Below are 25,026 nucleotides of genomic sequence, written 5' to 3' on the forward strand. Positions count from 1 at the left end.
GCTGCGCGCGCAGGAAATTTGAGAAGGGCTGTCCTTAGTACGAGAGGACCGGGACGGACGAACCTCTGGTGTGTCAGTTGTACTGCCAAGTGCACCGCTGATTAGCTACGTTCGGATGGGATAACCGCTGAAAGCATCTAAGCGGGAAGCCCGCTTCAAGATGAGATTTCCATACCCGTGAGGGTTGAAGGCCCCCAGCTAGACCACTGGGTTGATAGGCTGGATGTGGAAGCGAGGACTGAAGACTCGTGAAGCTGACCAGTACTAATAGGCCGACAACTTACACCACACACCCCCCGGGGGTGTGGTCAGAATACAAGCTCTGCTCCGCGTCCACCATGCAGCTCCCGAACCACAAACCCCTCACCCCGGAACCCGGGGCGGGCGGGAACACCAGGGAAGCAACCGGACACCAGCCGGTGTCCCAACACGTCACCCCAGAAACGGGGGAATAGCGTTACGGCGGCCATAGCGTGGGGGAAACGCCCGGACCCATCCCGAACCCGGAAGCTAAGACCCACTGCGCCGATGGTACTGCACTCGTGAGGGTGTGGGAGAGTAGGACACCGCCGGACAACCAGTAACCGGACGACCCGGGCCACCCGCAACGACGCGGAAACGGCCCGGGTCATCCGACGTTAACCGTCTCTTCGCAGCTGTAACAGCAGGGCTCGAACGCGACCGTGCGGCGCCCGTGCACCACGATGACGTAACGCCAGCATGCTGTCGGATGACTTCCGCCCGTCCGGGTCCCTACACTCCTGGTGACAGGCGGACGTGGGTGTCCGCACCGAGGCAGGCATCGGCTGGAAGGGCGACCATGGCAGGAACCATCACGCTGACCGCGCAGACCGTACCGCTGGAGCGTGAGCCCGGGGTGACGACGCGACCCGTCGAGGAGGGGGACATTCCGGTTCTGGGTCAGCTGTTCTTCTCCTCCTATGCGGACAGCCGGCCCTGGACCGAGGACGAGGCGACCGCCGACGTGCGGAAGGTCTACGCCGACGAGTTCGGCCGTTTCCTGCGGGATGCTTCGCTCGTGGTGCCGGACGGTGACGGCAGGCCCGTGGCGGCGCTGCTGGTCGTCGACGGATTCCCGGACGCCGCGCTGCCGGATGTGCCGTTCGTGCTCGAGCTCTTCACCCATCCGGACCATCGGCGCAAGGGCTATGCCGAGGAGCTGGTCCGCCAGTCCCTGGCGAAGCTGGCCGAGGCGGGGTACGAGCAGGTCGCGCTGCGGATCAGCGAGGACAACGCAGCCGCACTCGCCCTCTACCTGACGCTGGACTTCCAGCGCTGGGATCCCGCGGCGGACGGTGACATCGACTACTGAGCAGCGTCGACCACCGACCGCCGCCCAGCACTGATCGGTACGGACTGCGGGTAGGCACGCGTCACGTCGGTGGGACCGGGTCAGTGGAAGTCACGTGAGGAGAGGCGCAGGGACAGTGGCAGCGGTTCGAGCCGGTCGGCCACCAGGTTCGTGACTCCCTCCGGGGACCGTTCCAGCACCCCGCGGACGATCATCGCCTTCGCATCGCGCGCGGTCCGCCGGTAGCGGGTCCACACCCCGACGCTGCAGATCACGTTGAGGATGCCCGTCTCGTCCTCCAGGTTGAGGAAGGTGATGCCCTGGGCGGTCTGCGGTCGCTGCCGATGGGTGACGATCCCGCAGACCTCGACCCGCCGGCCGGGCTCCGCCCGCTGCAGGTGAGCCGCCCGGAACACGCCCCGCTCGTCCAACCGGGCCCGCAGGTGCGCGACGGGATGGTCGTCGGTGCTGAGCCCGGTCGCCCACAGGTCGTCCGCCACCGTCTCTGCCGCGGACGGCGCGTCGAACAACGGCAGCTGCAGCGGGACCGCGGTGCCCGGAAGCTGTCCGTCCCGCTCGCCGGCCGCATGCCCGGCCTGCCAGAGCGCCTCCCGCCGGTTCAGGCCCCAGCCGGCGAAGGCGCCCGCGGTGGCCAGTGCCTCGAGCTGCTCGGTGCTCATCGTCACCCGCCGCGCCAGCTCCGTCATGTCCTGGTAAGGGCCGCCGGCGTCGCGCTCGGCCACGATCCGCGCGGCCAGGTCCTTGCCGATGCCGGTGATTCCGGCCAGGCCCAGCCGGACCGCCAACGCCCCGTCGCGCCGGTGGTCGGCCGAGGCGTCGCGAGCGTTCGGATCGAACGGGCCCACTGCCGGCTGGGTGAACGCCAGGCACGCGGCCCGGCCGCCTGATTCCCGGCCGCCTGATTCCGGACTGGCGCCGGCGGTGACGCCGTCGATGGGCTCCATCCCGGCGTCGACCCCGGACCGGGCGATGTCGGGGCGGAGGAACCGGACCCCGTGCCGGCGGGCGTCGGCCACCAGCGTGTGCGGGGAGTAGAAGCCCATGGGCTGGGCCCGCAGCAGCGACGCGGTGAACACCCCCGGGTAGTGCAGTTTGATCCAGGAACTGGCGTACACCAGCACGCCGAAGGACAGGCTGTGGCTCTCCGCGAAACCGAAGTTCGCGAACGCCTGGATCTTGTCGTACAGGACGTCGGCGGCCTCCCCGGTGATCCCGTTGCGAGCCATGCCCGCGTACAGCTTCTCCCGCAGCGTCTCGATCTTCTCCCGGCCGCGCTTGGAGCCCATGGCCCGGCGCAGCAGGTCAGCGTCCTCGGCCGAGCAGTCACCGATCGCCATGGCCATCTGCATCACCTGCTCCTGGAACAGCGGCACCCCCAGCGTGCGTTCCAGCACCGGAACGGTCCGCTCGTGCGGGTAGGTGACCGGCTCGGCACCCGACCGACGCCGGATGTAGGGATGCACGGCTCCGCCCTGGATCGGCCCGGGCCGGATCAACGCGATCTCGATCACCAGGTCGTAGAACCGACGGGGTCGCAGCCGCGGCAACGTCCCCATCTGGGCGCGGCTCTCCACCTGGAACACCCCGATCGAATCCGCCCGGCACAGCATGTCGTAGACGGCGGCCTCCTCCCGGGGGATGGTCTCGATCGTCCACGTCTCGCCCAGGTGCGCCGCGATCGCCTCGAACGCGTACTGCAGTGCGGCGAGCATGCCCAGGCCCAGCAGGTCGAATTTGACCAGTCCCATCCATTCGCAGTCGTCCTTGTCCCACTGCAGCACTGTCCGGTCCGCCATCCGAGCGCGCTCGATCGGCACCACCTCCCCGACGGGCCGGTCGGTCAACACCATCCCCCCGGAATGGATGCCGAGGTGCCGAGGGAAGCCCAGCACCGATTCGGCCAGGTCGAGGACGTGCTCGGGGATCTCGACGTCGGCGGCCTCGCGCAGGGATCCCCACCGCTCCACCTGCTTGGACCAGGCGTCCTGTTGCCCCGTGCTGTACCCGAGGGCCTTGGCCATGTCCCGGACGGCGTTCTTCGGCCGGTAGGTGACCACGTTGGCCACCTGCGCGGCGTTGCGCCGGCCGTACTTGCCGTAGACGTACTGAATCACCTCCTCCCGTCGGTTCGAGTCGAAGTCGACGTCGATGTCCGGCTCCTCCTGCCGCAGGCTGGACAGGAACCGCTGGAACGGCAGGTCGTAGAAGATCGAGTCGACGGCGGTGATGCCCAGCACGTAGCACACCGCCGAGTTCGCCGCGCTGCCCCGGCCCTGGCAGAGGATGCCGCGGGAGCGGGCGAACCGGACGATGTCGTGGACGATCAGGAAGTAACCCGGGAAGTCCTTGGCCTCGATCACCGCCAGCTCCGCCTCCAGCCGCTCGGTGACGGCGGCGTCCGCATCGGGGTAGACCGTCTCGGCTCCGACCTGGACCAGTTCGCGCAGCCACGACATGGGGGTGTGCCCGTCCGGGACGTCCTGGCGAGGCAGCCGTGGCCGGGCGGCGCGCAATTCGAACGCCAGTTCCTCGGCCAGCTCGACGGTCGCGGCCACGGCGCCGGGGTAGCGGGCGAACCGCCGCGCCATCTCCGTCCCGCTGCGCAGGTGGGCGCCGTCCGACCCCGGCAGCCAGCCGTCCAGCTCGTCCAGGCTGCGTCGGGCTCGCACCGCGGCCACTGTGGTGGCCAGCGGGAACTGCTCCTCGGTCGCGTAGTGCACGGCGTTGGTGGCCACGCAGCGCAGATCCAGCCGGGCGGCCAGCCCGGCGAGCACGTCATTGTGGGTGCTGTCCGCGGGGCCGCCGTGGTCGAGGAGTTCGACGACGACGTTGCGCTGCCCGAACAACTCCACCAGGCGACGCAGTGCCGTCTCGGCCGCGGCCGGCCCGCCGTCGGTCAGGGCGCGCCGGACCGCCCCCTTGCGGCACCCGGTCAGGATCACCCAGTGCCCACCGGCGACTTCAGCCAGGGCGGCCAGGTCGTGGACCGGTCGCCCCTTCTGCGCGTCCGCGGCCAGGTGGGCGGAGGTCAGTGCCCTGGCCAGCCGGTGATAGCCCTCCTCGCCACGGGCCAGGACCAACAGGTGTTCCCCGTGCGGGTCGGGCTCCCCGTTCTGCGGGCCGGGCAGGCCGAGGGAGAGCTCGGCGCCGAAGACGGTGCGCAGCCCGTGCGCCTCGGCGGCCTCGGCCATCCGCACGATCCCGTACAGACCGTCGTGGTCCGTCAGCGCCAGGGCGTTCAGTCCGAGCCGGACGGCCTCCTCGACCAGCTGTTCGGGAGAGGACGCCCCATCGAGGAAGCTGTAGCTGGAGTGGGCGTGCAGCTCGGCGTACGCCACTGCCGACCCCGCGGCCGTGGTCCTCCCGCCGAGCGGGGCCGGCGGTGTGTAGGGGCCCCGCTTGCGGGAGAAGGCCGGTCCGTCCCCGCCGTCGGGCCGCTGCCCGGCGCCGGGACGCGGGCGCAGGCTGGACCGCTGGCCGGGGCGGTCGGAGAGCGCGCGCTCGAGGTCCCGCCACGGGATCGGGGGATTACGCCACCCCATGTCCGTCCTTCTTCCTTCCCCGGTCTTCCCGGTCCACGCGCTACCGCGTGGACCCGGCTACCGCGTGGACCCGGCTACCGCGTGGGCCCGGCTACCGCGTGGACCGGGCTACCGCGTGGACCGGGCTCGGTCGTACCGGGCTCAGTCGTACCGGGCCTCGGCCCACCACAGGGACCCGGTGGTGACCAGCAGCCAGGCTGCCGACGTCTCGTCGACCACCTGCACCCGATCGACCCGCCGTTTCCGGTCGGCGTCCCACCAGCGCTGCCGCACCGGCCAGGGGCCGGCCCACGCCAGCACCGCCCGAGTCGTCCCGGCGCCGTCGGGGTCCAGCCGGTCGGGGGCAGCGGAGAGCTCCCCCCGACCACCCGCCAGCACCGGCCGGCCGGCGCCGTCGAGCAGCAGCACCGGATGCAGTCGGTCGAACACGGTGGCCGGCGCGGGACCGGGCAGCGCGCCCGGCCAGGGCCGGGACGCCTCGGTGTGCACCGGGGTCGGCACCGCGTCTCCCCACGGCACCAGCACGCGGCGCTCGTCCAGCAGCCGGCCGCCCCCGGTGACCGCGGTGAGCACGCCCCGGCGCCCGAGCATCGACTGGATCCGGGTCAGCCCGTGATTCACGTGCTCGTCCACCCCGGCACCCCACAACCCGTCCCCGGCCTGCCCGATGGGCTCGGTACGCTCCGGACTGAGCCGCACCCGGGCCACGGGCTGCTCGAGCCGGCCGGATGCCGGGCCCGACCCGGAGGCGACCTCGCCTTCGAGTTGCCAGCGGATCCGGTCGGTGATGTCCCCCGCGGTGAAGTGCCGGGGATGGGTCCAGGAGCGCTCCGAGGCGACCCCGTCCTCACCCGTGAGCGTCAGGTGGATCCGGGTGCACACCAACCCCGCGTCGGCCAGGGTGGAGACGGCGTCCTCGGCCGCCACCCGGAACGCAAAGGCCACCTGATCCGCCCGCATCAGCGGTGGCTCGAATTCCGCCACCCGGTCGAAGTCCTGGGGTGGGGTGCGGGCGACCACGGTCCGAGGATCGGTCCCGGCGGCCCACCGGTGCAGCCGCACCCCGGCCGCACCGAACCGGTCCCGGACCGCGGCTGCGTCCATGGCGGCGAAGTCACCCAGGGTGTGCCGACCCAGCCGACGCAGCAGGGACACCAGGATGGTATCCGGGAGCACGCCGACGGGCAACGGGGCCAGGAACGCGGCGGAACGGCCGGCGGGGACGATGACCAGGGGCACGTCGTCCGTGGCCCGGTCGGCGGCCTGCAGCGCCGCGAACAGGGTGTCCGCGATCCCAATCCGACCCGGGACATGAACTCCGTCCAGCACCCGCAACAGGGACCGTCCCGCTTCCTCCTCGGTGCCGTGATAGCGGCGCACTCCCCGGGCCCGCAGCGCGCAGCACCCCGGTTCGATGATCTGCACCGCGGGGCTGACCTCCTCGAGTGCCTTGACCACCGGCTCGAACGCCTGCTGATCGGCGCCGGGTTCCCAGCCGGCGACGGCCAGGTCCGGGCACCGGGACTGAGCGTCCCGCAGGCGTTGACCGGGCAGCACCCCCTCCCGCTCGGCCTCCGCCGAGGCCGCGGCCACGCGGCCACGATCGATGACGGCCGCCGGCCCGGAACCGGGCAGTCGGCCGGTGCCACGGGCGGACACGATCGGCCAGCGCGGGCTGAGCACCACGACCACCCGTTCGCTGCCGCCGCTGCTGCCGATGCCGGTACGGGCCGGGTCGGTGTGATTCCAGCCGGTGCCGTGCTGTGCTGATGACGTCGAGCTCATGTCATCCCGCCCGGCTGGTGCGCCGCCCCCGCGACCGGTCGAGCGGTGTGGACCGATCCGGTCCGGCCCCCACCACCGCAGTATCCGCCGACGAAGCATCCGCCGACGGGATGCCGGACATGCTCGGCATCGGATCACCCGTGCCCGGGACCAGGGTGAGTCCCGGACGAGTCGGCCCGCCCAGATCCACCTCGCCGGTGCGCCGGCGCCCTCCGGCCCGCCGATCGAGTACCTCCACGAGCAGATTCCGGCCGGTGAGGTACCCGTGCCCGGAGCCCAGCCCGGACCACCGGCTGCCGGTCACGCGCAGCGTCGTCTCGGTCTGCGGCCAGGGGTCGAGCGTGATCATCGTGGCCCGGCGCTGACGCAACCGAGCGTTCAACCGCGCGACGTCACTGCCATCGATGGACGCGGGCGGGACGGCGACCACCACGGAGAGCACATCGATCATGGCGGCTGCGACGGCGGCCCACTGCCGTCCGGCGGAGGGCACCAGGATCAACCGCTGCAGGTCGATCCCCAGACCCGCCGCCGCCTCCGTGCCCAGGTCGGGCAGCCCGAGCACCCCGCACCAGGCGCCGTCCGCGGATGCCCGCGCCATCATGCTCAACGCCAGAGTGGTCGACCCGAGAACGGCGTAGCTGGATCCCGCGAGCAGTCCCTGCGGCAGCAGGGCCTCGAGCGCACGGGGCACGGGGAAGCGTTGAGCGGCAAGATGAACGGCCTCCAGCTGACGAATCCTCGACTTCAGCGTCGCCGTGATCGCCGACGTGGCCGCGGGGTCACGCGAGGCGCCTCTCGCCTCGAGCGGCCCCGGATCCGTTCCCGCGCTGCGGGGGCGACCCGGCGTGGACGGGGCAGCGAGAAGAGACATGACCCCATGTTCGAACACATGTTCGACTGTGTCAATCGGGCCGATGGGCCTTCGCCCGGGTGACCGTCCGGCCGGCGGAACCGGTGATGTACGCCCGGTGGAACGGCTGTGGATACGCGTCGGAGCCGACCGGGCGCTGTGGCTATACTCGACGGACCGACCCCCGGATCGAGGAAGGCGCCCCATGTCCACCATCCCCGAAGAGTTCGGCTACACCGAGGAGCACGAGTGGATCTCCGCGGCGGACGAGCAGACCGTGGTGCGCGTCGGCATCACCGATTTCGCCCAGCAGGAACTCGGTGACGTCGTCTTCGTCCAGCTGCCCGACGCGGGTACCGCCATCAGCCAGGGAGAGGCGGTGGGGGAGATCGAATCGACCAAGAGTGTCAGCGAGGTGTTCGCGCCGTTGGACGGGGAGATCGTCGCGCGCAACGAGGCGCTCGAGGACGATCCGGGGCTGGTGAACTCCGACCCGTACGGGGAGGGCTGGCTCTTCGATCTGCGGTTGGACGATCCCCAGGCCGTTGACCAGCTGCTCGATGCGGCAGGCTATCGACAACAGGTAGGCTGAGAGCACCGTGCAGGGCGGAGGAGAGGGGGAACGCAGCATCGTGAACACGCCACGGGAGTCGTCGTTGGACACGACGTCGATCAACGTCGCTCCGGTCACCGGAGCGCAGCATGTGGTACCCCGGCTCAGCCCCGAGGAGCAGGCCTCCATCGAGGCGCTGCCGGGGGGGTCGGCCCTGCTCATCGCCCACCAGGGCCCCAATGCGGGGGCCCGATTCCTGCTGGATCAGTCGGTCACCACGGCGGGGCGGCATCCGAACGCCGACATCTTCCTCGATGATGTGACCGTCTCGCGGCGTCACGTCGAGTTCCGGCGGACCGATGACGGCTTCGATCTCGTCGACAGCCGCAGTCTGAACGGCACCTACGTCAACGGCGACCGGGTGGACCGGGCGAGGCTGACCTCGGGGGACGAGGTTCGGATCGGCAAATTCCGGCTCACCTTCTATCCTTCCCGGGCCGCCGCGGCTGCCGGCGCCCGAGGAGCCGGCTCGGGCCCCTCCGCCGTCGAACCGGGTCAGGGCGGATCCTGAGCGTGTCCGGTTCCGGTCCGGCATCCCGGCATCCAGCGGTTTCCGCGGCCGGGGGCGTCTCCGGTCGTGTCTTCACCATCGGTGAGGTGCTGTCCCGGCTACGCCACGATTTCGAGTCGGTGACCGCCTCCAAGGTCCGTTTTCTGGAGGAGAAGGGCCTGATCGCCCCGCAGCGGACTCCCGCCGGCTACCGCAAGTACACGCACGCGGACATCGAACGGCTGCGGTTCATCCTCGCCCTGCAGCGGGACCGCTACCTGCCGTTGAAGGTGATCAAGGAGTACTGCGAGGCCATCGACCGTGGAGAGCGGCCGGAGAACCTGCCGGCCGGGGCGGTGAGTCCCCGGATGGTCTCGCCCCAACTGGCCGACGACCTGTCGGTTCGTAGCCGCCGGGTGTCCGCCCTCGAGTTGCGTCGACAAGCGCAGGCGCCCAGCGAGTTGCTGCAGAAGCTGGTCAGCTTCGGGCTGATCAGCCCGGTGGACGGGTACTACAACGAGCATGACCTGGCAGTGGTGCGGTCCTGCGTCCAGCTGCAGACACACGGGATCGAGCCGCGACACCTGCGGGCGTTCCGCGTGGCCGCGGACCGGGAACTCAGCCTCGTCGAACAGGCCATCTCGCCGTTGACGTCCCGCCGGGACACGGCATCCCGGGCCCGGGCGGCCGAGGCGGCCCGGGAACTGAGTGAGGCCTGCCTGGCGCTGCACCGCGCCCTGGTCAACGGGCGGATCGACCGACTGGACGAGTGAGTCGATGACGGGACAGGAAGCACCATGATCGCCATGGAGGTGCTGGGGGTCAGGATCGAGCTGCCGGCCAACCAGCCGCTGGTCCTCCTGAAGGAGGCCCGCGGTGAGCGACACCTGCCGATCTGGATCGGTGCTCCCGAGGCCAGCGCCATCGCGCTCGCTCAGCAGGGTATCGTCCCGCCGCGTCCCATGACGCACGACCTGATGGTCTCGGTGATCGAGGCGCTCGGCGGTGAGTTGACGCAGGTGCACATCCTCGCCGTCCGCGACGCCGTCTTCTACGCCCAGCTGGTCTTCGGTTCGGGGGCGATCGTCTCGTCCCGCGCCTCGGACGCCATCGCCCTGGCCATCCGCCTGGACTGCCCCATCCTCTGCACCCCCGAGGTGCTCGACGACGCCGGCGTGCAGATCACCGAGGCCGGGGAGGTCGCCGAGGGTGAGGAGGCCGGCACTGCCCGCCCGGACGAGAACGCCGAGAGCGAGCTGCGGCGGTTCCGGCAGTTCCTCGACGACGTCGAGCCGGAGGACTTCGAGAGTTGACCGGAGCCCCTGGCGGCCCGCATCGCGGACGACGACACGCCGCACCCGGGCGGCCCGGGTCTTTGACCCGTCGCACCGGGACCTCTAACGTCATTCTGGACAGCTCCATCGGGTCCCGTCCAGCGTCTCGCGCCGCGGTTCCCGGCGGCACCCGCGCAAAGGCCCGTCTCCGATCGGCCCGGTGCCCCGAGGACCCCGCTTGGTAGACTTGGCCGGTGCCCGCTTCCCCCCAGTGGAGCTACTGATCAAGGAGGGTCCACGTGAGTCCGAAAGGTGAAACCGGCGAACTGCGCCGCGCCGCTCACGATGTCCAGCCCGACGGTGCTCAGGGGTTGCTGTTCACCGAGGACCTCCCGGTCCTGGACGAGGACGCCGGTTACCGCGGACCGACTGCCTGCAAGGCGGCGGGCATCACCTACCGGCAACTCGACTACTGGGCCCGCACCGGACTGGTCGAGCCGGCCGTGCGCTCGGCCTCGGGCTCCGGGTCGCAGCGGCTCTACGGCTTCCGCGACATCCTCGTCCTGAAGGTGGTCAAGCGGTTGCTCGACACGGGCGTCTCCCTGCAGCAGATCCGCACCGCGGTCGAGCACCTGCGTCAGCGCGGCGTGGAGGACCTGGCCCAGATCACCCTGATGAGCGACGGGGCGAGTGTGTACGAGTGCACGTCGGCCGACGAGGTGATCGACCTGGTCCAGGGGGGCCAAGGCGTGTTCGGCATCGCCGTCGGCCGCGTCTGGCGCGAGGTCGAGGGCAGCCTGGCCGAACTGCCCTCCGAGCACGCGGACCAGCAGGACTTCCCCGACGACGAGCTGAGTCGACGTCGCGCCTCCCGCCGCATCTCCTGACCGGTACCGGTCAGACCAGGACCGACGGTACTGTCGCCGCGTCCGCGAACTCGGCAGGCCCCGAGCCCTCGGTGTGTCCGCGCAGGCCGGCCAGGATCGCGTCGAAGTCCCGTGCCGCGCGACCCGCATCGGCTCCGGGCCAGTGATGCACCGCGTGCGCGGCGCCCTGGATCTGTGCCAGGACGGGCCGGTCGACCAACGCGGGCCGCAGCAGCAGCGACGTGAACATCCGCTCCATCTCCCGCAGCCGGAACACCTGCTCGGGGGAATCCTGGCGTACCCGGTTGGCGACGACGCCGGCGGTGCGCAGACCGGGTGCGTACTCGCGTCGGAACAGGTCCAGAGCACGCAGGGTTCGCTCGGTGCCGGCGACCGAGAACAGGGCCGGTTCGGCGACCAGGAGCACGCCGGAACTGGCCGTCCACGCGATCCGGGTCAGACCGTTGAGGGACGGCGGGCAGTCGATCAGGGCCAGGTCGTAACTCGCGGCGGCCTCCGGGTCGCGGGTGAGCAGCCGGTGCAGTCGCTGCAGGTCCCGCCGGCCGAGATCGGGCCGGTCGAAGATGCCGCTGTAGGCCGAACCGGGCACCACGTCGAGCCGGGCGGTGGTCCCCGGCACCCGGGCCCGCTGCTCCCGACTCCAGGCGCTCGCGGCGACCGCGTCGGTGAGACGCTGCCGACGGGCGTTGCGCAGCAGGTGCCCGACGTCGATGCACCGGCCTCGGCGCACGGCCAGTGCCGTCGTCGCGTCCGCGTGCGGATCGAGGTCGATCACCAGGACGCGCAGTCCCGCGTGCAGGGCCGCGGACGCCAGGCCGAGGGTGACCGTCGTCTTCCCCACGCCGCCCTTGAGGCTGGTGATGCTGACGACGTGCACGGGTGACTCCGCTTTCTCTCCTCGCCGGCGGTGCGCCGGCGGTGCGCCGACGGCGCGCAGGCGGTGCGCACCGCGTCTCATCATAGGGGAGGACGGCCGCCGCGTACCGGTGTGACGAGGAGCACGCCGTGCTTCCGATGCCGGCGGCTAAGGTATGAACACACCTGAGCCCGGGCGCAATGACGCGCGACCACGTAGAGGAGTGCACCCTCATGTTCTCGAAGATCCTGGTGGCCAACCGCGGGGAGATCGCCATTCGGGCGTTCCGCGCCGGGTACGAGTCCGGCGCGAAGACCGTGGCGGTCTTCCCCCACGAGGATCGCAACTCGATCCACCGGCAGAAGGCAGACGAGGCCTACCTCATCGGGGCGGAGGGGCACCCGGTTCGCGCCTATCTGGACGTCGCCGAGATGATCCGGGTGGCCCGGGAGGCCGGCGCGGACGCGATCTACCCGGGTTACGGCTTCCTCTCCGAGAACCCCGATCTGGCGCGCGCCGCGGCCGACGCCGGCATCACCTTCGTGGGCCCGCCGGCCGAGGTCCTCGAACTCGCCGGCAACAAGGTCGCCGCCCTGAAGGCCGCCAAGGCAGCGGGCATCCCGACGCTGGCCTCCAGTGAACCGAGCGCCGACCCCGAGGAACTGATCGCCGCGGCCGAGACGATCGGCTTCCCCATCTTCGTCAAGGCCGTGGCCGGCGGGGGCGGGCGAGGCATGCGCCGGGTGGACACCCGCGACGCCCTGCCGGAGGCGCTCAGCGCGGCCATGCGGGAAGCCGACAGTGCCTTCGGCGACCCGACCGTGTTCCTCGAGCAGGCCGTGCTGCGCCCCCGGCACATCGAGGTGCAGATCCTCGCGGACGGTCACGGCAACGTCATGCACCTGTTCGAGCGGGACTGCTCGCTGCAGCGCCGGCACCAGAAGGTGATCGAGATCGCGCCGGCCCCCAACCTGGACGAGAGCATCCGGCAAGCCCTGTACCGTGACGCCGTCGCCTTCGCGAAGGCGTTGAACTATCAGAACGCCGGCACGGTCGAGTTCCTCGTCGACACCGTGGGGGAGCGCGCCGGGCAGCACGTGTTCATCGAGATGAACCCCCGCATCCAGGTCGAGCACACGGTGACCGAGGAGATCACCGACGTCGACCTGGTCCAGGCGCAGCTGCGGATCGCGTCCGGGGAGTCGCTCGCCGACCTCGGTCTGAACCAGGACGCGGTCCGCATCAACGGCGCCGCACTGCAGTGCCGGATCACCACGGAGGACCCGGCCAACGGCTTCCGGCCCGACGTCGGCCGGATCACCGGGTACCGGTCCGCCGGTGGCGCCGGGGTGCGGCTCGACGGAGGCACCATCTACTCGGGTGCCGAGATCAGCCCCCACTTCGACTCGATGCTGGTCAAACTCACCTGCCGCGGCCGCACCTACCCCACCGCCATCGCCCGCGCCCGGCGCGCGCTCGCCGAGTTCCGGATCCGCGGCGTCTCCACCAACATCCCGTTCCTGCAGGCCGTGCTCGACGACCCGGAGTTCGTCGCCGGCAACGTCGCGACGTCGTTCATCGACGAGCGGCCGGAGCTGCTCCACGCCCGCGGGTCCGCGGACCGCGGCACCCGGCTGCTGAGCTGGCTGGCGGACGTGACCGTGAACAAGCCGCACGGCGAGAACCCGGTGCACGCCGACCCGGCGCTCAAGCTGCCCGTCGAGCCGCCCGGGGACGCCCGCACCTCCGCCGCGCTGCCGGCCATCCCGGCCTCGGGTTCCCGTCAGCGCCTCGCCGAGCGGGGACCGGAGGGCTTCGCGGCGGATCTGCGCGCCCAGCGTGCCGTCGCCGTGACCGACACGACCTTCCGCGACGCCCATCAGTCGCTGCTGGCCACCCGCGTCCGCACCCGGGACCTGGTGGCCGCCGGACCCGCCGTCTCGGTGCTCACCCCGACACTGCTCTCGGTCGAGGCCTGGGGCGGGGCCACCTACGACGTCGCGCTCCGGTTCCTGGGCGAGGACCCGTGGGAGCGGCTGGCGAAGCTGCGCCGGGCGATCCCGAACATCTGCCTGCAGATGCTGCTGCGCGGCCGGAACACCGTCGGGTACACGCCCTACCCGACGGAGGTGACCGACGCGTTCGTGGCGGAGGCCGCCGCGACCGGGATCGACATCTTCCGGATCTTCGACGCGCTCAACGACGTGAGCCAGATGGAGCCGGCGGTCGCCGCGGTGCGCAAGACCGGCACCGCCGTCGCCGAGGTGGCGCTGTGCTACACGGCGGACCTGCTGGACCCGGACGAGACCCTGTACACGCTGGACTACTACCTGGACCTGGCGCAGCGGATCGTCGACGCCGGTGCTCACATCCTGGCGATCAAGGACATGGCCGGCCTGCTCCGGCCGGCGGCCGCCGCGAAGCTGGTCGGCGCCCTGCGGGACCGGTTCGACCTGCCCGTGCACCTGCACACGCACGACACCGCCGGCGGCCAGCTGGCCACCCTCCTCGCGGCCGTGGACGCCGGCGTCGACGCCGTCGACGTCGCCAGTGCCTCGATGTCCGGGACCACCAGCCAGGTCTCGGCGTCCGCCCTGGTGGCGGCGCTCGCCCACACCGACCGGGACACCGGCCTGAACCTGGAGAACGTCAGCGCCCTGGAGCCCTACTGGGAGGCGGTCCGCCGGGTCTACGCCCCGTTCGAGTCCGGGCTGCCCGGGCCCACCGGCCGCGTCTACCGGCACGAGATCCCCGGCGGTCAGCTCTCCAACCTCCGGCAGCAGGCCATCGCCCTCGGCCTGGGGGAGAAGTTCGAGGCCATCGAGGACATGTACACGGAGGCCAACCGGATCCTGGGCCGACTGGTCAAGGTCACCCCGTCGTCGAAGGTGGTCGGTGACCTCGCCCTCCAGCTGGTGGGGCAGGGGGTCGACCCGAGGGAATTCGAGGCGGACCCGCAGCGATTCGACATCCCCGACTCGGTGATCCAGTTCCTCTCCGGTGAACTCGGCGACCCGCCCGGCGGCTGGCCGGAACCGTTCCGGACGAAGGCGCTCCAGGGCCGCACCGTGAAGCCGCGGACGGAGGACATCAGCAGCGAGGACCGGGCCGCCCTGGCCGGTGACTCCGCGTCGCGCCGGTCGACCCTGAACCGGCTGCTGTTCCCCGGCCCGACCGACGCGTTCGCCCGCACCCGCGAACTCTACGGTGACGTGTCCGTGCTGGACACCCGCGACTACCTGTACGGGCTGCGCAGCGGAACCGAGCACATCATCCCGCTCGAGCGGGGCGTACGACTGATCGCCAGCCTGGATGCCGTGGGCGAACCCGACGAGCGGGGCATGCGCACGGTGATGTGCACCCTGAACGGTCAGGGCCGTCCGGTCAGCGTGCGCGACCGCACGATCGAGACGGACGTCAAGGAGGCCGAGAAGGCCGACCCGTCCAATCCGGGCCACGTCGCCGCGCCCTTCGCCGGAGCGGTGACCGTGACCGTCAACGAGGGCGACACCGTCGCCCCCGGCGGGACGGTCGCCACCATCGAGGCGATGAAGATGGAAGCGGCCATCACGAGCCCGACCGGTGGGACGGTGTCCCGGGTCGCGCTGCAGGGCGTCGCCCAGGTGCAGGGCGGGGACCTGATCGTGGTGCTGGGATGACCGTCGTCGGATGAGTTCCCACCACGACCTCGTGATCGTCGGCTCCGGTTCCGGGAACAGCATCCTGGGGCCCGAGTGGGACGGCCGGTCGGTCGCCATCGTGGAGGGCGGGACCTTCGGCGGCACCTGCCTGAATGTGGGCTGCATCCCCACGAAGATGTTCGTCTACCCCGCCGGACTGGCCGCCGTGCCGGCCGAGGCGGCGCGCCTGGGTGTCGACCTGACCCGGGACGCCGTCCACTGGCAGCGGATCCGCGACCGGATCTTCGGTCGGGTCGACGCGATCTCCGCGAACGGGCGGGCGTACCGGGACGTCGAACAGAAGAACGTCACCCTCTACGGGGAACACGCCCGGATGACGGGTCCACGCGAACTGGTCACCGATTCGGGGCGGACCGTCACCGCCGACGCTGTGGTCATCGCCGCGGGATCCCGGCCGCGGGAGCTCCCCGTGCCGGGGGCGGCGCTGCCACAGGTGCACAGCTCGGACACCATCATGCGGATCCCGCACCCGCCCCGGCGCCTGGTGATCGTGGGCGGTGGTTACGTCGCCGCGGAGTTCGCGGCGATCTTCCACCAGATCGGTGTGGCGGTCACTCAGGTGGTCCGCGGCACGACGTTGCTCCGGGACCTGGACGAGACGATCGCGGACCGGTTCACCCGTGCCGCCCGTGACCAGTGGGACGTGCGGCTGGGCACGGAGATCACGGCGATCGCCCCGATCGACGAGGAGCACCCCGGCACCGGACCGGTCCGGGTGTCCCTGATGGATGCCGAGGACCGGGACGCGGGACATGTGGATGCGGATCTGGTGTTGATCGCGGTCGGCAGGATCCCCAACACGGATCGGCTGGGCGCCGGTGCGGTCGGCCTGGACCTGCACCACGACGGGCGGCTCCGGGTCGACCAGTTCCAGCGCGTGCTCGCCGCCGGCCGGCCCGCCCCCGGGGTGTGGGCGCTGGGGGACATCTGCTCCGAGTACCAGCTCAAGCACGTGGCCAACCACGAGGCCCGGGTGGTGGCACACAACCTGACCACCACCGGATCGCTGCTGGCCAGCGACCACCGGTTCGTCCCGTCCGCGGTCTTCACCCACCCGCAGCTCGCACAGGTGGGGATGACCGAGGCGCAGGCGCGGTCCCACTGCGCCGCCGTGGGGCAGGACCTGGCGGTCGCCGTCCAGGACTACGGCAGCACGGCCTACGGGTGGGCGATGGAGGACCGGACGGGCATCGTCAAGCTGCTCGCCGAGCGCGGCACCGGCCGGATCCTCGGTGCGCACCTGCTCGGGCACGAGGCATCGATGCTGATCCAGCCGCTGGTCCAGGCCATGCACACCGGCCTGCCCGCGCACCGGATGGCCCGCGGCCAGTACTGGATCCACCCGGCCCTGACCGAGGTGGTGGAGAACGCCCTGCTCAACCTGCACACCGGCGCCTGACGTAGGCTCACCGCTGCCACTGGCTCAACGCCGCTGTGCGGCGTAGATCTCGTCGATGAGGTCGGTGAAGTCGGCGATCACCCGAGCGCGTCGCAGCTTCAATGAGGGCGTCAGGTGACCGGAGGCCTCCGTGAAGTCGGTGGGCACGACCCGGAACGCGCGAATCGACTCCGCCCGGGACACCCGCTCGTTGGCGGCGTCGACGAGCTCCTGCACCCGGGCGACGACGACGTCGTTCCCGGCCGCGTCCGCCGCCGACATCGCGGGCAGCTGGTGCCGCTTCAACCATCCGGGCAGGGCCTCCTCGTCGAGGGTGACCAGGGCGCTGATGAACGGCCGGTGATCGCCGACGACGATGCACTGGGAGACCAAGGAGTCGGCGCGGATCGCGTCCTCCAGCCCGCTCGGCGCGACGTTCTTCCCCCCGGAGGTCACGAGGATCTCCTTCTTCCGCCCGGTGATCCGCAGGTAACCGTCCTCGTCGAGTTCGCCGAGGTCGCCGGTGTGGAACCAGCCGTCGGAGAAGGCCTCCGCGTTCAGGTCGTCCCGGCGCCAGTAGCCGGGGGTGACGCAGACCCCGGCCGCGAGCACCTCGCCGTCCTCGGCGATCCGGATCCCGTTGCCCGGAAGTGCCGGGCCCACGGTCCCGATCTTGATCTTCTCGGGTGTGTTGACGGTCAACGGCGCCGTCGTCTCGGTCAGGCCGTAGCCCTCGAGCACGGTCACGCCCACGCCGTCGAAGAAGTGGCCGAGGCGCTCCCCGAGCGGTCCACCGCCGGAGACGGCGAAACGGACCCGGCCACCCATCGCGGTGCGTAGTTTCCCGTAGACGAGCCGGTCGAACAGGGCGTGCCGCAGCCGCAGACCCACCGGTACGGAACCGGCCTGCCGCGCCCGGGACCAGTCGATCGCGACCCGCTCGGCGGCGGCGAAGATCGTGCCGCGCCCGCCGTCCTCGGCCTTCAGCTTCGAGGCGTTGTACACCTTCTCGAAGACCCGCGGCACGACGAGGATGAAGTCGGGGCGGAAGCCCTGCAGGTCCCGCAGCAGGTTCTTCACGTCCGGGGTGTGCGCGACCACGCAGCCGGCCGAGACGGCGAGCACGGCGATGAAACGGGCGAACACGTGCGCCAGGGGCAGGAACATGATGGTCCGCGCACCCTCGTGAGCGACCGAGCCGAGCGCGGCCGAGGCGTTGTCGGCCAGCCGCACGAAGTTCCCGTGCGTGAGGATCACGCCCTTGGGCCGGCCCGTCGTCCCGGACGTGTAGATCACGGTGGCCGGGTCCTCCAGGCCGGCGGCGCTGCGGCGATCCTCCACCGTGGCGGCGGGGACGTCCCGTCCGGCGGCGATCAGCGGCGCCAGACCGGCGTCGTCCATCACCCAGACGTCGCCCACGGCGACCAGGTCCTCGAGTTCGCGCGCCCGGTCAACCACGGCGCGGTGCCGGTCCGACTCGACGAAGATGGCACGGGCGCCCGAATCGGTCAGATTCCACGCGACCTGGCTGGGCGCGGAGGTCTCGTACACCGGCACGGACACGGCACCGGCGAACCAGATCGCGAAGTCGACGAGGGACCACTGGTAGCTGGTCGAGGCCATGATGCCGATCCGGTCACCGGGCTGGATGCCGCTCGCGATCAGTCCGCGGGCGACCGCCGTGACCTCGGCGAGGAAGAGGGTGGCGGGCACGTCCTGCCAGGCGTCAGCGGCGCCGCGCCGGGCGAACAGTGCGGGATCGTGTGGCTTGGCGGTCTGCCGCAGCAACAGGTCGGTGATGTTCAGGTCCGGGTCCACCTCGACCAGGGCCGGGACGACGGCTTCGCGCACGGGAGCTCCTTCGGCATCGTGTGCAGCACGGGTGCAACTCGAACCGTTCCTCGCAACCGCCTGCTGGGGTCAGCATATCGGCCGGACGTCACTCATCCGGCCAGAAGTTACCAATGAGTAACCTCAGCCGGGTCCGTCCCCATCCGCCCACCCCCTACACTGACGGCCATGGACGATCGGTCGGTGCCGCTTCCCGGCGTCCCGTACGGGCGCGCCGGCCGTGACCGCTCCGCCCGCCGGCCACCGCAGGTGGACCGCTCACCGCGCCGGATCCCGTCCCGGCTGGCCCGTCGTTCCCTGTCGCTGGGCGTGGACATCGGTGGCACGAAGGTGGCCGCAGGGGTGGTGAACGCCGAGGGCGTGGTGATCGACCGAGCGCAGCGCGCGACGCCGGCGACCGACGCAGCTGCCGTCGAGGAGACGATCGTGGCGCTGGTTCATGAGTTCTCCGCCGCGCACCGGATCCTCTCGGTCGGCATCGGCGCGGCCGGCTGGATGGACCTGAGCGGCTCGACCGTCCTGTTCAGTCCTCACCTGGCCTGGCGCAACGAGCCGCTGCGGGCGACGCTGGAGGCTCGGCTGGGGCGACGCATCCTCGTGGTCAACGACGCGGACGCGGCCGGGTGGGGGGAGTACCGCTTCGGCGCCGGCCGGCACGTGTCCCGACTGGCGTGCATCACGCTGGGTACCGGCATCGGCGGTTCGCTGGTCCGCGACGGGCAACTGGAGCGCGGCGAGTTCGGTCTGGCCGGGGAGTTCGGCCACCAGGTCATCATGCCGGAGGGGCATCGCTGCGAGTGCGGGAACCGCGGGTGCTGGGAACAGTACGCGTCCGGCAATGCCCTCGGACGGGAGGCACGGGGCCTGGCGCGGGCAGCCTCACCGCTGGCGCACCGGCTGCTGGCGGCGGCCGGGGGCGACCCGGAGGTGATCACGGGGGCCCTGGTCACCGCGCTCGCCGTCGACGGTGACCCGGCCAGCCGGGAGCTGCTCGAGGACATGGGTCGGTGGCTGGGGATCGGGCTCGCGAACCTGTCCGCCGCGCTGGATCCGGGCCGGTTCGTGATCGGCGGCGGTCTCAGCGCCGCGGGCGACCTGCTGCTCGAACCGGCCCGCCACGCTTTCGCCCGCCACCTGACCGGGCGCGGGTTCCGCCCGGTGGCGCCGATCGTGGCCGCGACGCTCGGCGCCGACGCCGGTCTGGTCGGTGCTGCGGACCTGGCCCGGGTCAGTGCGCGTAGCCGCCGTTGAGCGCTCCCCGGCCACGGCTGCTGGGCGGGCTCAGACCCGGGCGCCGTCGTCGTCGTCGTGTCGCTCGCGGGGCAGTCGATACGCCAGGTAGCCGGCACTGATGACGAACAACCCGGCGAGGGCCCAGGCGAACACGCTGGGTGCCGGCCGGAGGAACACGGTGACGACCAGCAGCAGACCGAGGGAGACGACGACGCCGGTCCAGGCCAGCGCCAGGGCCGGCTCGGCGGAACTGAGCGGGGCCGGTTCGGGCGGCTCGAAGTCCTCGTCCGGCTCGTCCACCACGTGGTCGCGCGGGCCGGGCGCCGGTCCGGACTCGTGGCTGGCCGGACCGGACTCATGGAACCGGCGGACCAGGTCCTGCCAGGCCGCCTCGTCGTCCGGGCGAGAGGGCTCCACCGCCCGCGGGTCGCTCATCGGCTGGGCGCCGTTTCCGGGCGGACGCACGCGTCGAGGAAGCGGACCGAGGCGGTGAAGATCTGCGCGGCGTCGTTGTCCAGGGTGGCCACGTGATAGCTGTTGTGCAGGGCGATCACCTCGGGAGCGACCGGTAGGCCGGCGGTGATCGCGGTCAGGCTGCTGTCCGGGACGACCGCATCCACCGTGGACCGGAAGATCTGCACCGGGCAGTGCACCTCCGGCAGCAGCGGGTCGGTCGCCGCGAACAGCCGCGCCAGCTGGTGGGTCGCGGCGACGGGAGTGCGGGGATACGCCTCCTCGTCGACGCCGGGCGCCTTGATGTCACTGCCGATCGCGGGCAGGGACCGGCAGACGAACTTCAGCGCACCCACCCACCGTGCGGCGGGGGAGGCGAAGGTCATCGCAGGATTGACGAGCGTCGCGCCGACGATCGGGTACTGGGCGGCCAACCGCAGGGCGAGTGTGCCGCCCATCGACAGTCCTGCCACGGCGACCCCGTCCACGTGGTCGGCGAGGTCGTGGTAGGCGGTCACCAGACTGCCGTACCACTGCTGCCAGGTGGTGCGGTTGAGGTGCTGCCAACTCGTGCCGTGTCCTTCGAGCAGGGGTACCCGGACGGCGAAACCGGCGTCGGCCAGGTGACGCGCCCACGGCAGCACGGAGGTGGGGGAGCCGGTGAACCCGTGGCTGACGACGACACCGGTGCGTTGCCGCTCACCGGAACCGGCCCGGGAGAACGCGAGGAAATCGGAGGGGGCCCGCATGGTCCTATCGTGCCACCCCGGGCCCCGGCGCGGACGGTCCGGACCGTGGGAGCCGGCGCCGAGCGGCGACATGCCGCCGTCATCGGTCTGCGCCGATGCGGGCCGGTAGGGTGAGGGCGTCACCGGAGCGGGAGGGCTGGCCTTGTTCTACTGGTTCTTGAAGCATCTGGTCGTCGGTCCGCTCGTGCGCCTGGTGTTCCGGCCGTGGGTGAGCGGTCTGCGGCACGTTCCCGGCACGGGCGGCGCGATCCTGGCCAGCAATCATCTCTCGTTCTCGGACTCGGTGTTCCTTCCCGTGGTCGTGCCGCGCCCCGTCGCCTTCCTGGCCAAGCAGGAGTACTTCACCGGCACCGGGCTCAAGGGCTGGTTCACCGCCCTGTTCTTCCGCCTGATCAACCAGTTGCCGATGGACCGCTCCGGAGGCGCCGCCAGTGCCTTGTCCCTGACCGCCGCGGCGGACGTGTTGCGGGCGGGCAAGCTGCTCGGCATCTACCCGGAGGGCACCCGCAGTCCCGACGGGCGGCTCTACCGCGGCAAGGTCGGCGTCGCCACCCTCGCCCTGGAGGCAGGGGTGCCCGTGATCCCGGTCGCCATGATCGGGACCGACCAGGTCCAACCGATCGGTCGGATCGTCCCGCGGGTGCACCGGGTCGGCATCATCATCGGGCCCGCGCTCGATTTCCGCCGGTACCACGGGCAGCACGAGGACCGGGACGTGCTGCGCGCCGTGACCGACGAGATCATGCTGAACCTGGCCCGGCTGTCGGGGCAGGAATCCGTGCCGGACGTGTACGCCGCGACCGTCAAGGCCGAACTCGCACGGAAGCGCTCCGGGTCCGACGACGGGACCGGGCGTGGCTGACCGACCGGCCGCGGGATCGGCTGCTGCGGCCGCACCGGCTCCAGGACCTCCGGGACGGCGGAAGGACACGGTTTCCGCGCCCACTCGCACCGCCGGTACGCTGAGCGCGTGAATCTCGACGCAGCCATCCCCGGATCCCGCATGATCCCCGCGACCGGCACCCAGGAGGGTGCCGCCGCGTATCCGGGCCTGGACGCGTGGCGGTCGCTGCCGATCTCGCAGCAGCCGGACTGGCAGGACGGCCCGGGCCTGGACGCGGCGCTGACCGAACTGTCCTCGGCGCCGCCGCTCGTGTTCGCCGGCGAGGTGGATCAGCTGCGGACCCGGCTCGCCGCCGCCGCGCAGGGCAACGCTTTCGTGCTGCAGGGCGGGGACTGCGCAGAGACCTTCGCGGGGATGACCGCGGACCGGATCAGCGCTCGCGTGCGCACCATCCTGCAGATGGCCGTCGTGCTCACCTACGGAGCCTCGCTGCCGGTGGTGAAGATGGGCCGGATGGCCGGACAGTTCGCCAAGCCGCGGTCCTCCAACGAGGAGACCCGTCACGGGGTCACCCTGCCCGCCTACCGCGGTGACATGGTCAACGGTTACGACTTCACCGAGGCGTCCCGGCGTCACGATCCGGCGCGGCTGATCCGCGCCTACCACAACGCCGCCTCGACGCTGAACCTCGTCCGGGCCTTCACCCAGGGCGGGTTCGCCGACCTGCGCGCCGTGCACGACTGGAACCGGGGTTTCGCGGCCCACCCGGCGCACGTGCGCTACGAGTCGACGGTGGCCCAGATCGACCGGGCGCTGAAGTTCATGGCCGCGTGCGGCGCGGACTTCGACGCGCTGCGCGGAGTCGAGTTCTTCGCCAGCCACGAGGCGCTCGTGCTCGAGTACGAGCGGGTGCTCACCCGGATCGACTCGCGCAGCCGGCTGCCGTACGACACCTCCGCGCACTTCGTTTGGATCGGGGAGCGGACCCGCGACCTCGACGGCGCGCACGTGGACTTCCTGTCCCGCGTGCGCAACCCCATCGGCGTCAAGCTCGGCCCCGGCACGGCGCCCGACGACGTGCTCGGCCTGATCGACCGGCTGGACCCGGAGCGGGAACCCGGACGACTGACCTTCATCACCCGGATGGGCGCCGGTCTCATCCGCGACCGACTGCCGGACCTGGTGCGCACGGTGACCGACAGCGGGGCCACGGTGCTGTGGATCACCGACCCGATGCACGGCAACACCGTGACCTCCCCGAACGGGTACAAGACCCGGAACTTCGACGACGTGGTGGACGAGGTCCGCGGCTTCTTCGAGGTGCATCGGGAACTGGGCACCGTGCCCGGGGGCCTGCACGTCGAGATGACCGGCGACGACGTCGCCGAGTGCCTGGGCGGCTCCGACCGGATCGACCAGGAGGCCTTCCTCACCCGGTACGAGTCGGTGTGCGACCCTCGGCTGAACCACCAGCAGTCCCTGGAGCTCGCCTTCCTCGTTGCGGAGTCCCTCGCCGGGAACTGACGCGGTAGGACGATGTCGGTGCCGGGGTCGCGGGGACCGGCCAGGTGCCGCGGAGTAGTATTCGTCGTGGCCGCTCCGTCGGAGCTGGTCGACAGTCGGACGATCGGAAGGAGCGACGTGGGACATCACGGTCGCAAGTCCTACGGTGGGGGTCACCATCGCACCAGCCCGATGGGTGGTGGGTATCTCGGGAACCCCTTGGGCGCTCACCACCGGTCGACGGGAGGCTACGGACGTAGACGCTCCGGCCTGCTCACCCGGCTGCTGCGCATGTTCTTCGGACGCCGTCATCGCTGATCCCGGCGTGGTCCGCACGCTGTCCGGCGTGCTCGGTCGGGCCCGGGCGATCGTGCGGGGAGCCGCACGGTGACCGGACGCGCGACGTCGACCTCCGCGGTGTCCGCGGGGCGGTTGGTGCCCATCGCCGTTGCGGTGGCGCTGTTCACGCCCGCCATGGTGAGTCTGCTCTTCGGCATCGAGCTGTTGCCCATCGCCAGCGTCTTGATCTACGGCGCGGCGTTCATCGGAGCCGCGCTGCTGCTCACCTGGGGGACCGAACTGGCGCAGATCGATCTGCCGCAGGGGCTCGCGATCTCGTTTCTGGCGCTGATCGCGATCCTGCCGGAGTACGCGGTCGATCTCCTGTTCGCCTTCCAGGCCGGCACCGACCCGCAGAGCGCACCGCTCGCGCTGGCGAACATGACCGGGGCGAACCGGCTGTTGATCGGCGTCGGCTGGTCGCTGGTCGTCCTGGTGGCGGCGCTCGGATTCCGGCGCCAGAACCGGAAGAATCCCTCCGCCGGCTCACCCTTCGACTTCCGCCTCGGACGCCTCGCGACGGTGGACGTGGTCGTGCTGGGCTTGATCTCCGTCTACGCGCTCACGCTGGTCCTGCGTCCCTCTCTGACGGTGATCGACTCGGTCGTCCTGATCGGGATGTTCGCCTTCTACGTGACGCGACTGTGGCGGGCTCCGAAGGAGGAACCGGACTTCATCGGGCCACCCGCCGCGATCGCCGTGCTCCCGACCGGTGCCCGGCGGTTGGTGACCATCGCGCTCATGGTGGTGGCTGCCACGGTGATCCTGCTCTCGGCCGAGCCGTTCTCCGGCTCACTGGTCCAGTCCGGACAGGATCTGGGTGTGGACAGCTTCCTCATGGTGCAGTGGATCGCGCCGCTGGCCACGGAGACCGCCGAGTTGATCCCGGCGTGCATCTTCGCGTGGCGACAGAGCGCCAACGAGGGGCTCGGCACCCTGCTCTCCTCCAAGATCAACCAGTGGTCGCTGTTGGTCGGAGCGGTGCCGATCGCCTTCCTGCTCGGCGGCGGTTCGCTCACGGGACTGCCGATGGACCCGCTGCAGCGGCAGGAACTCTTCCTCACCGGAGCGCAATCCATCTTCGCGATGAGCCTGCTCACCGATCTGAAGCTGACGGTGCGGGAGGCCGTGCTCATCCTGGTGCTCTTCCTCGGTGATTTCTCCGCGAGCGTGTTCCTCCCCGACGACGTCCAGACGTACACACGGTTCGGCTTCTCGGGTCTGTACCTGGTCCTGGCCGCCGTGCGGCTGGTGACCGCTCGACGGGTTCTGCCGTCGCTGGTACGCGACGGCCTGCTGATCTCACCGGTCCGGCTCGCCGAGGAGGAGCGCGCACGCTGAC

General features: G+C 71.2%; 19 protein-coding genes and 2 rRNA genes. 14 read left to right on the forward strand and 7 right to left on the reverse strand.

Annotated elements, in window-relative coordinates; genetic code table 11:
* From BKD30_RS08870 to BKD30_RS08880, 3 genes are all read left to right on the forward strand, one after another.
* A 23S ribosomal RNA gene (locus tag BKD30_RS08870) occupies window positions 1-289 on the forward strand; the annotation flags it as partial.
* Window positions 290-458: 169 nt separating this feature from the next.
* Window positions 459-575 (forward strand): 5S ribosomal RNA (gene rrf, locus BKD30_RS08875).
* Window positions 576-820: 245 nt separating this feature from the next.
* On the forward strand, window positions 821-1,333 hold the full coding sequence (locus BKD30_RS08880) for a GNAT family N-acetyltransferase (protein ID WP_076704077.1): 513 nt from the start codon (window positions 821-823) through the stop codon (window positions 1,331-1,333).
* Between the two features lie 80 nt (window positions 1,334-1,413).
* Here the strand turns inward: BKD30_RS08880 and BKD30_RS08885 are convergent, their stop codons facing one another.
* The 3 genes from BKD30_RS08885 to BKD30_RS08895 all read right to left on the reverse strand — a co-directional run bounded on the left by BKD30_RS08885 (window position 1,414) and on the right by BKD30_RS08895 (window position 7,534).
* Entirely contained in the window at window positions 1,414-4,875 is a 3,462-nt protein-coding gene (locus tag BKD30_RS08885) for an error-prone DNA polymerase (protein WP_076704079.1), read from the reverse strand.
* A 141-nt stretch (window positions 4,876-5,016) separates the two neighbouring features.
* The gene (locus tag BKD30_RS08890) at window positions 5,017-6,660 is read right to left on the reverse strand and encodes a DNA polymerase Y family protein (RefSeq protein ID WP_083956186.1); all 1,644 of its coding nucleotides are present in this window, start codon (window positions 6,658-6,660) and stop codon (window positions 5,017-5,019) included.
* A gap of 1 nt (window position 6,661) precedes the next feature.
* Complete coding sequence (locus BKD30_RS08895) at window positions 6,662-7,534, reverse strand: DNA recombination/repair protein RecA (protein ID WP_143588133.1); 873 nt, start codon at window positions 7,532-7,534, stop codon at window positions 6,662-6,664.
* Window positions 7,535-7,718: 184 nt separating this feature from the next.
* Between BKD30_RS08895 and gcvH the strand changes: the two genes are divergently transcribed.
* From gcvH to BKD30_RS08920, 5 genes are all read left to right on the forward strand, one after another.
* Window positions 7,719-8,105, forward strand: coding sequence for a glycine cleavage system protein GcvH (gene gcvH / locus BKD30_RS08900; protein ID WP_076704083.1), 387 nt, complete (start codon window positions 7,719-7,721; stop codon window positions 8,103-8,105).
* Between the two features lie 40 nt (window positions 8,106-8,145).
* Window positions 8,146-8,637 carry an FHA domain-containing protein gene (locus BKD30_RS08905; protein WP_235861576.1) on the forward strand — a complete coding sequence of 164 codons (492 nt, stop codon included), beginning with the start codon at window positions 8,146-8,148 and terminating at the stop codon, window positions 8,635-8,637.
* Between the two features lie 77 nt (window positions 8,638-8,714).
* A complete protein-coding gene (ftsR, locus tag BKD30_RS08910) occupies window positions 8,715-9,389 on the forward strand; it encodes a transcriptional regulator FtsR (protein ID WP_076704142.1) in 675 nt (224 codons plus the stop codon).
* Between the two features lie 24 nt (window positions 9,390-9,413).
* On the forward strand, window positions 9,414-9,929 hold the full coding sequence (locus BKD30_RS08915) for a bifunctional nuclease family protein (RefSeq protein WP_076704086.1): 516 nt from the start codon (window positions 9,414-9,416) through the stop codon (window positions 9,927-9,929).
* Between the two features lie 260 nt (window positions 9,930-10,189).
* The gene (locus BKD30_RS08920) at window positions 10,190-10,777 is read left to right on the forward strand and encodes a MerR family transcriptional regulator (RefSeq protein WP_076704088.1); all 588 of its coding nucleotides are present in this window, start codon (window positions 10,190-10,192) and stop codon (window positions 10,775-10,777) included.
* 10 nt (window positions 10,778-10,787) lie between these two features.
* Here the strand turns inward: BKD30_RS08920 and BKD30_RS08925 are convergent, their stop codons facing one another.
* The gene (locus tag BKD30_RS08925) at window positions 10,788-11,654 is read right to left on the reverse strand and encodes a ParA family protein (protein ID WP_083956189.1); all 867 of its coding nucleotides are present in this window, start codon (window positions 11,652-11,654) and stop codon (window positions 10,788-10,790) included.
* A 212-nt stretch (window positions 11,655-11,866) separates the two neighbouring features.
* Between BKD30_RS08925 and BKD30_RS08930 the strand changes: the two genes are divergently transcribed.
* Both BKD30_RS08930 and BKD30_RS08935 read left to right on the forward strand, forming a co-directional pair.
* Complete coding sequence (locus BKD30_RS08930; RefSeq protein WP_076704090.1) at window positions 11,867-15,292, forward strand: pyruvate carboxylase; 3,426 nt, start codon at window positions 11,867-11,869, stop codon at window positions 15,290-15,292.
* Between the two features lie 10 nt (window positions 15,293-15,302).
* Window positions 15,303-16,733 carry a mycothione reductase gene (locus BKD30_RS08935; RefSeq protein WP_076704091.1) on the forward strand — a complete coding sequence of 477 codons (1,431 nt, stop codon included), beginning with the start codon at window positions 15,303-15,305 and terminating at the stop codon, window positions 16,731-16,733.
* A gap of 24 nt (window positions 16,734-16,757) precedes the next feature.
* Here the strand turns inward: BKD30_RS08935 and BKD30_RS08940 are convergent, their stop codons facing one another.
* Window positions 16,758-18,563, reverse strand: coding sequence for an AMP-dependent synthetase/ligase (locus tag BKD30_RS08940; RefSeq protein ID WP_076704093.1), 1,806 nt, complete (start codon window positions 18,561-18,563; stop codon window positions 16,758-16,760).
* A 168-nt stretch (window positions 18,564-18,731) separates the two neighbouring features.
* Between BKD30_RS08940 and BKD30_RS08945 the strand changes: the two genes are divergently transcribed.
* Window positions 18,732-19,814, forward strand: a complete 1,083-nt coding sequence (locus BKD30_RS08945) for an ROK family glucokinase (protein WP_083956190.1) — start codon at window positions 18,732-18,734, stop codon at window positions 19,812-19,814.
* Window positions 19,815-19,844: 30 nt separating this feature from the next.
* Here BKD30_RS08945 and BKD30_RS08950 read toward each other — a convergent pair whose 3' ends face one another.
* Window positions 19,845-20,231: a hypothetical protein gene (locus BKD30_RS08950; RefSeq protein WP_076704094.1), complete on the reverse strand. Its 387-nt coding sequence runs from the start codon at window positions 20,229-20,231 to the stop codon at window positions 19,845-19,847.
* Entirely contained in the window at window positions 20,228-20,998 is a 771-nt protein-coding gene (locus BKD30_RS08955; RefSeq protein ID WP_076704096.1) for an alpha/beta hydrolase, read from the reverse strand. The genes BKD30_RS08950 and BKD30_RS08955 overlap by 4 nt, the downstream gene beginning before the upstream one ends.
* Before the next feature lie 142 nt (window positions 20,999-21,140).
* Between BKD30_RS08955 and BKD30_RS08960 the strand changes: the two genes are divergently transcribed.
* The 3 genes from BKD30_RS08960 to BKD30_RS08970 all read left to right on the forward strand — a co-directional run bounded on the left by BKD30_RS08960 (window position 21,141) and on the right by BKD30_RS08970 (window position 25,025).
* Window positions 21,141-21,860: a lysophospholipid acyltransferase family protein gene (locus BKD30_RS08960; RefSeq protein WP_076704098.1), complete on the forward strand. Its 720-nt coding sequence runs from the start codon at window positions 21,141-21,143 to the stop codon at window positions 21,858-21,860.
* A 141-nt stretch (window positions 21,861-22,001) separates the two neighbouring features.
* Window positions 22,002-23,366, forward strand: a complete 1,365-nt coding sequence (locus tag BKD30_RS08965) for a class II 3-deoxy-7-phosphoheptulonate synthase (protein ID WP_076704099.1) — start codon at window positions 22,002-22,004, stop codon at window positions 23,364-23,366.
* A gap of 366 nt (window positions 23,367-23,732) precedes the next feature.
* A complete protein-coding gene (locus BKD30_RS08970; RefSeq protein ID WP_143588134.1) occupies window positions 23,733-25,025 on the forward strand; it encodes a sodium:proton exchanger in 1,293 nt (430 codons plus the stop codon).
* The last annotated feature ends 1 nt before the right edge of the window (window position 25,026 follow it).

It is taken from the genome of Tersicoccus phoenicis (assembly GCF_001968835.1).
GTDB lineage: Bacteria > Actinomycetota > Actinomycetes > Actinomycetales > Micrococcaceae > Tersicoccus > Tersicoccus phoenicis.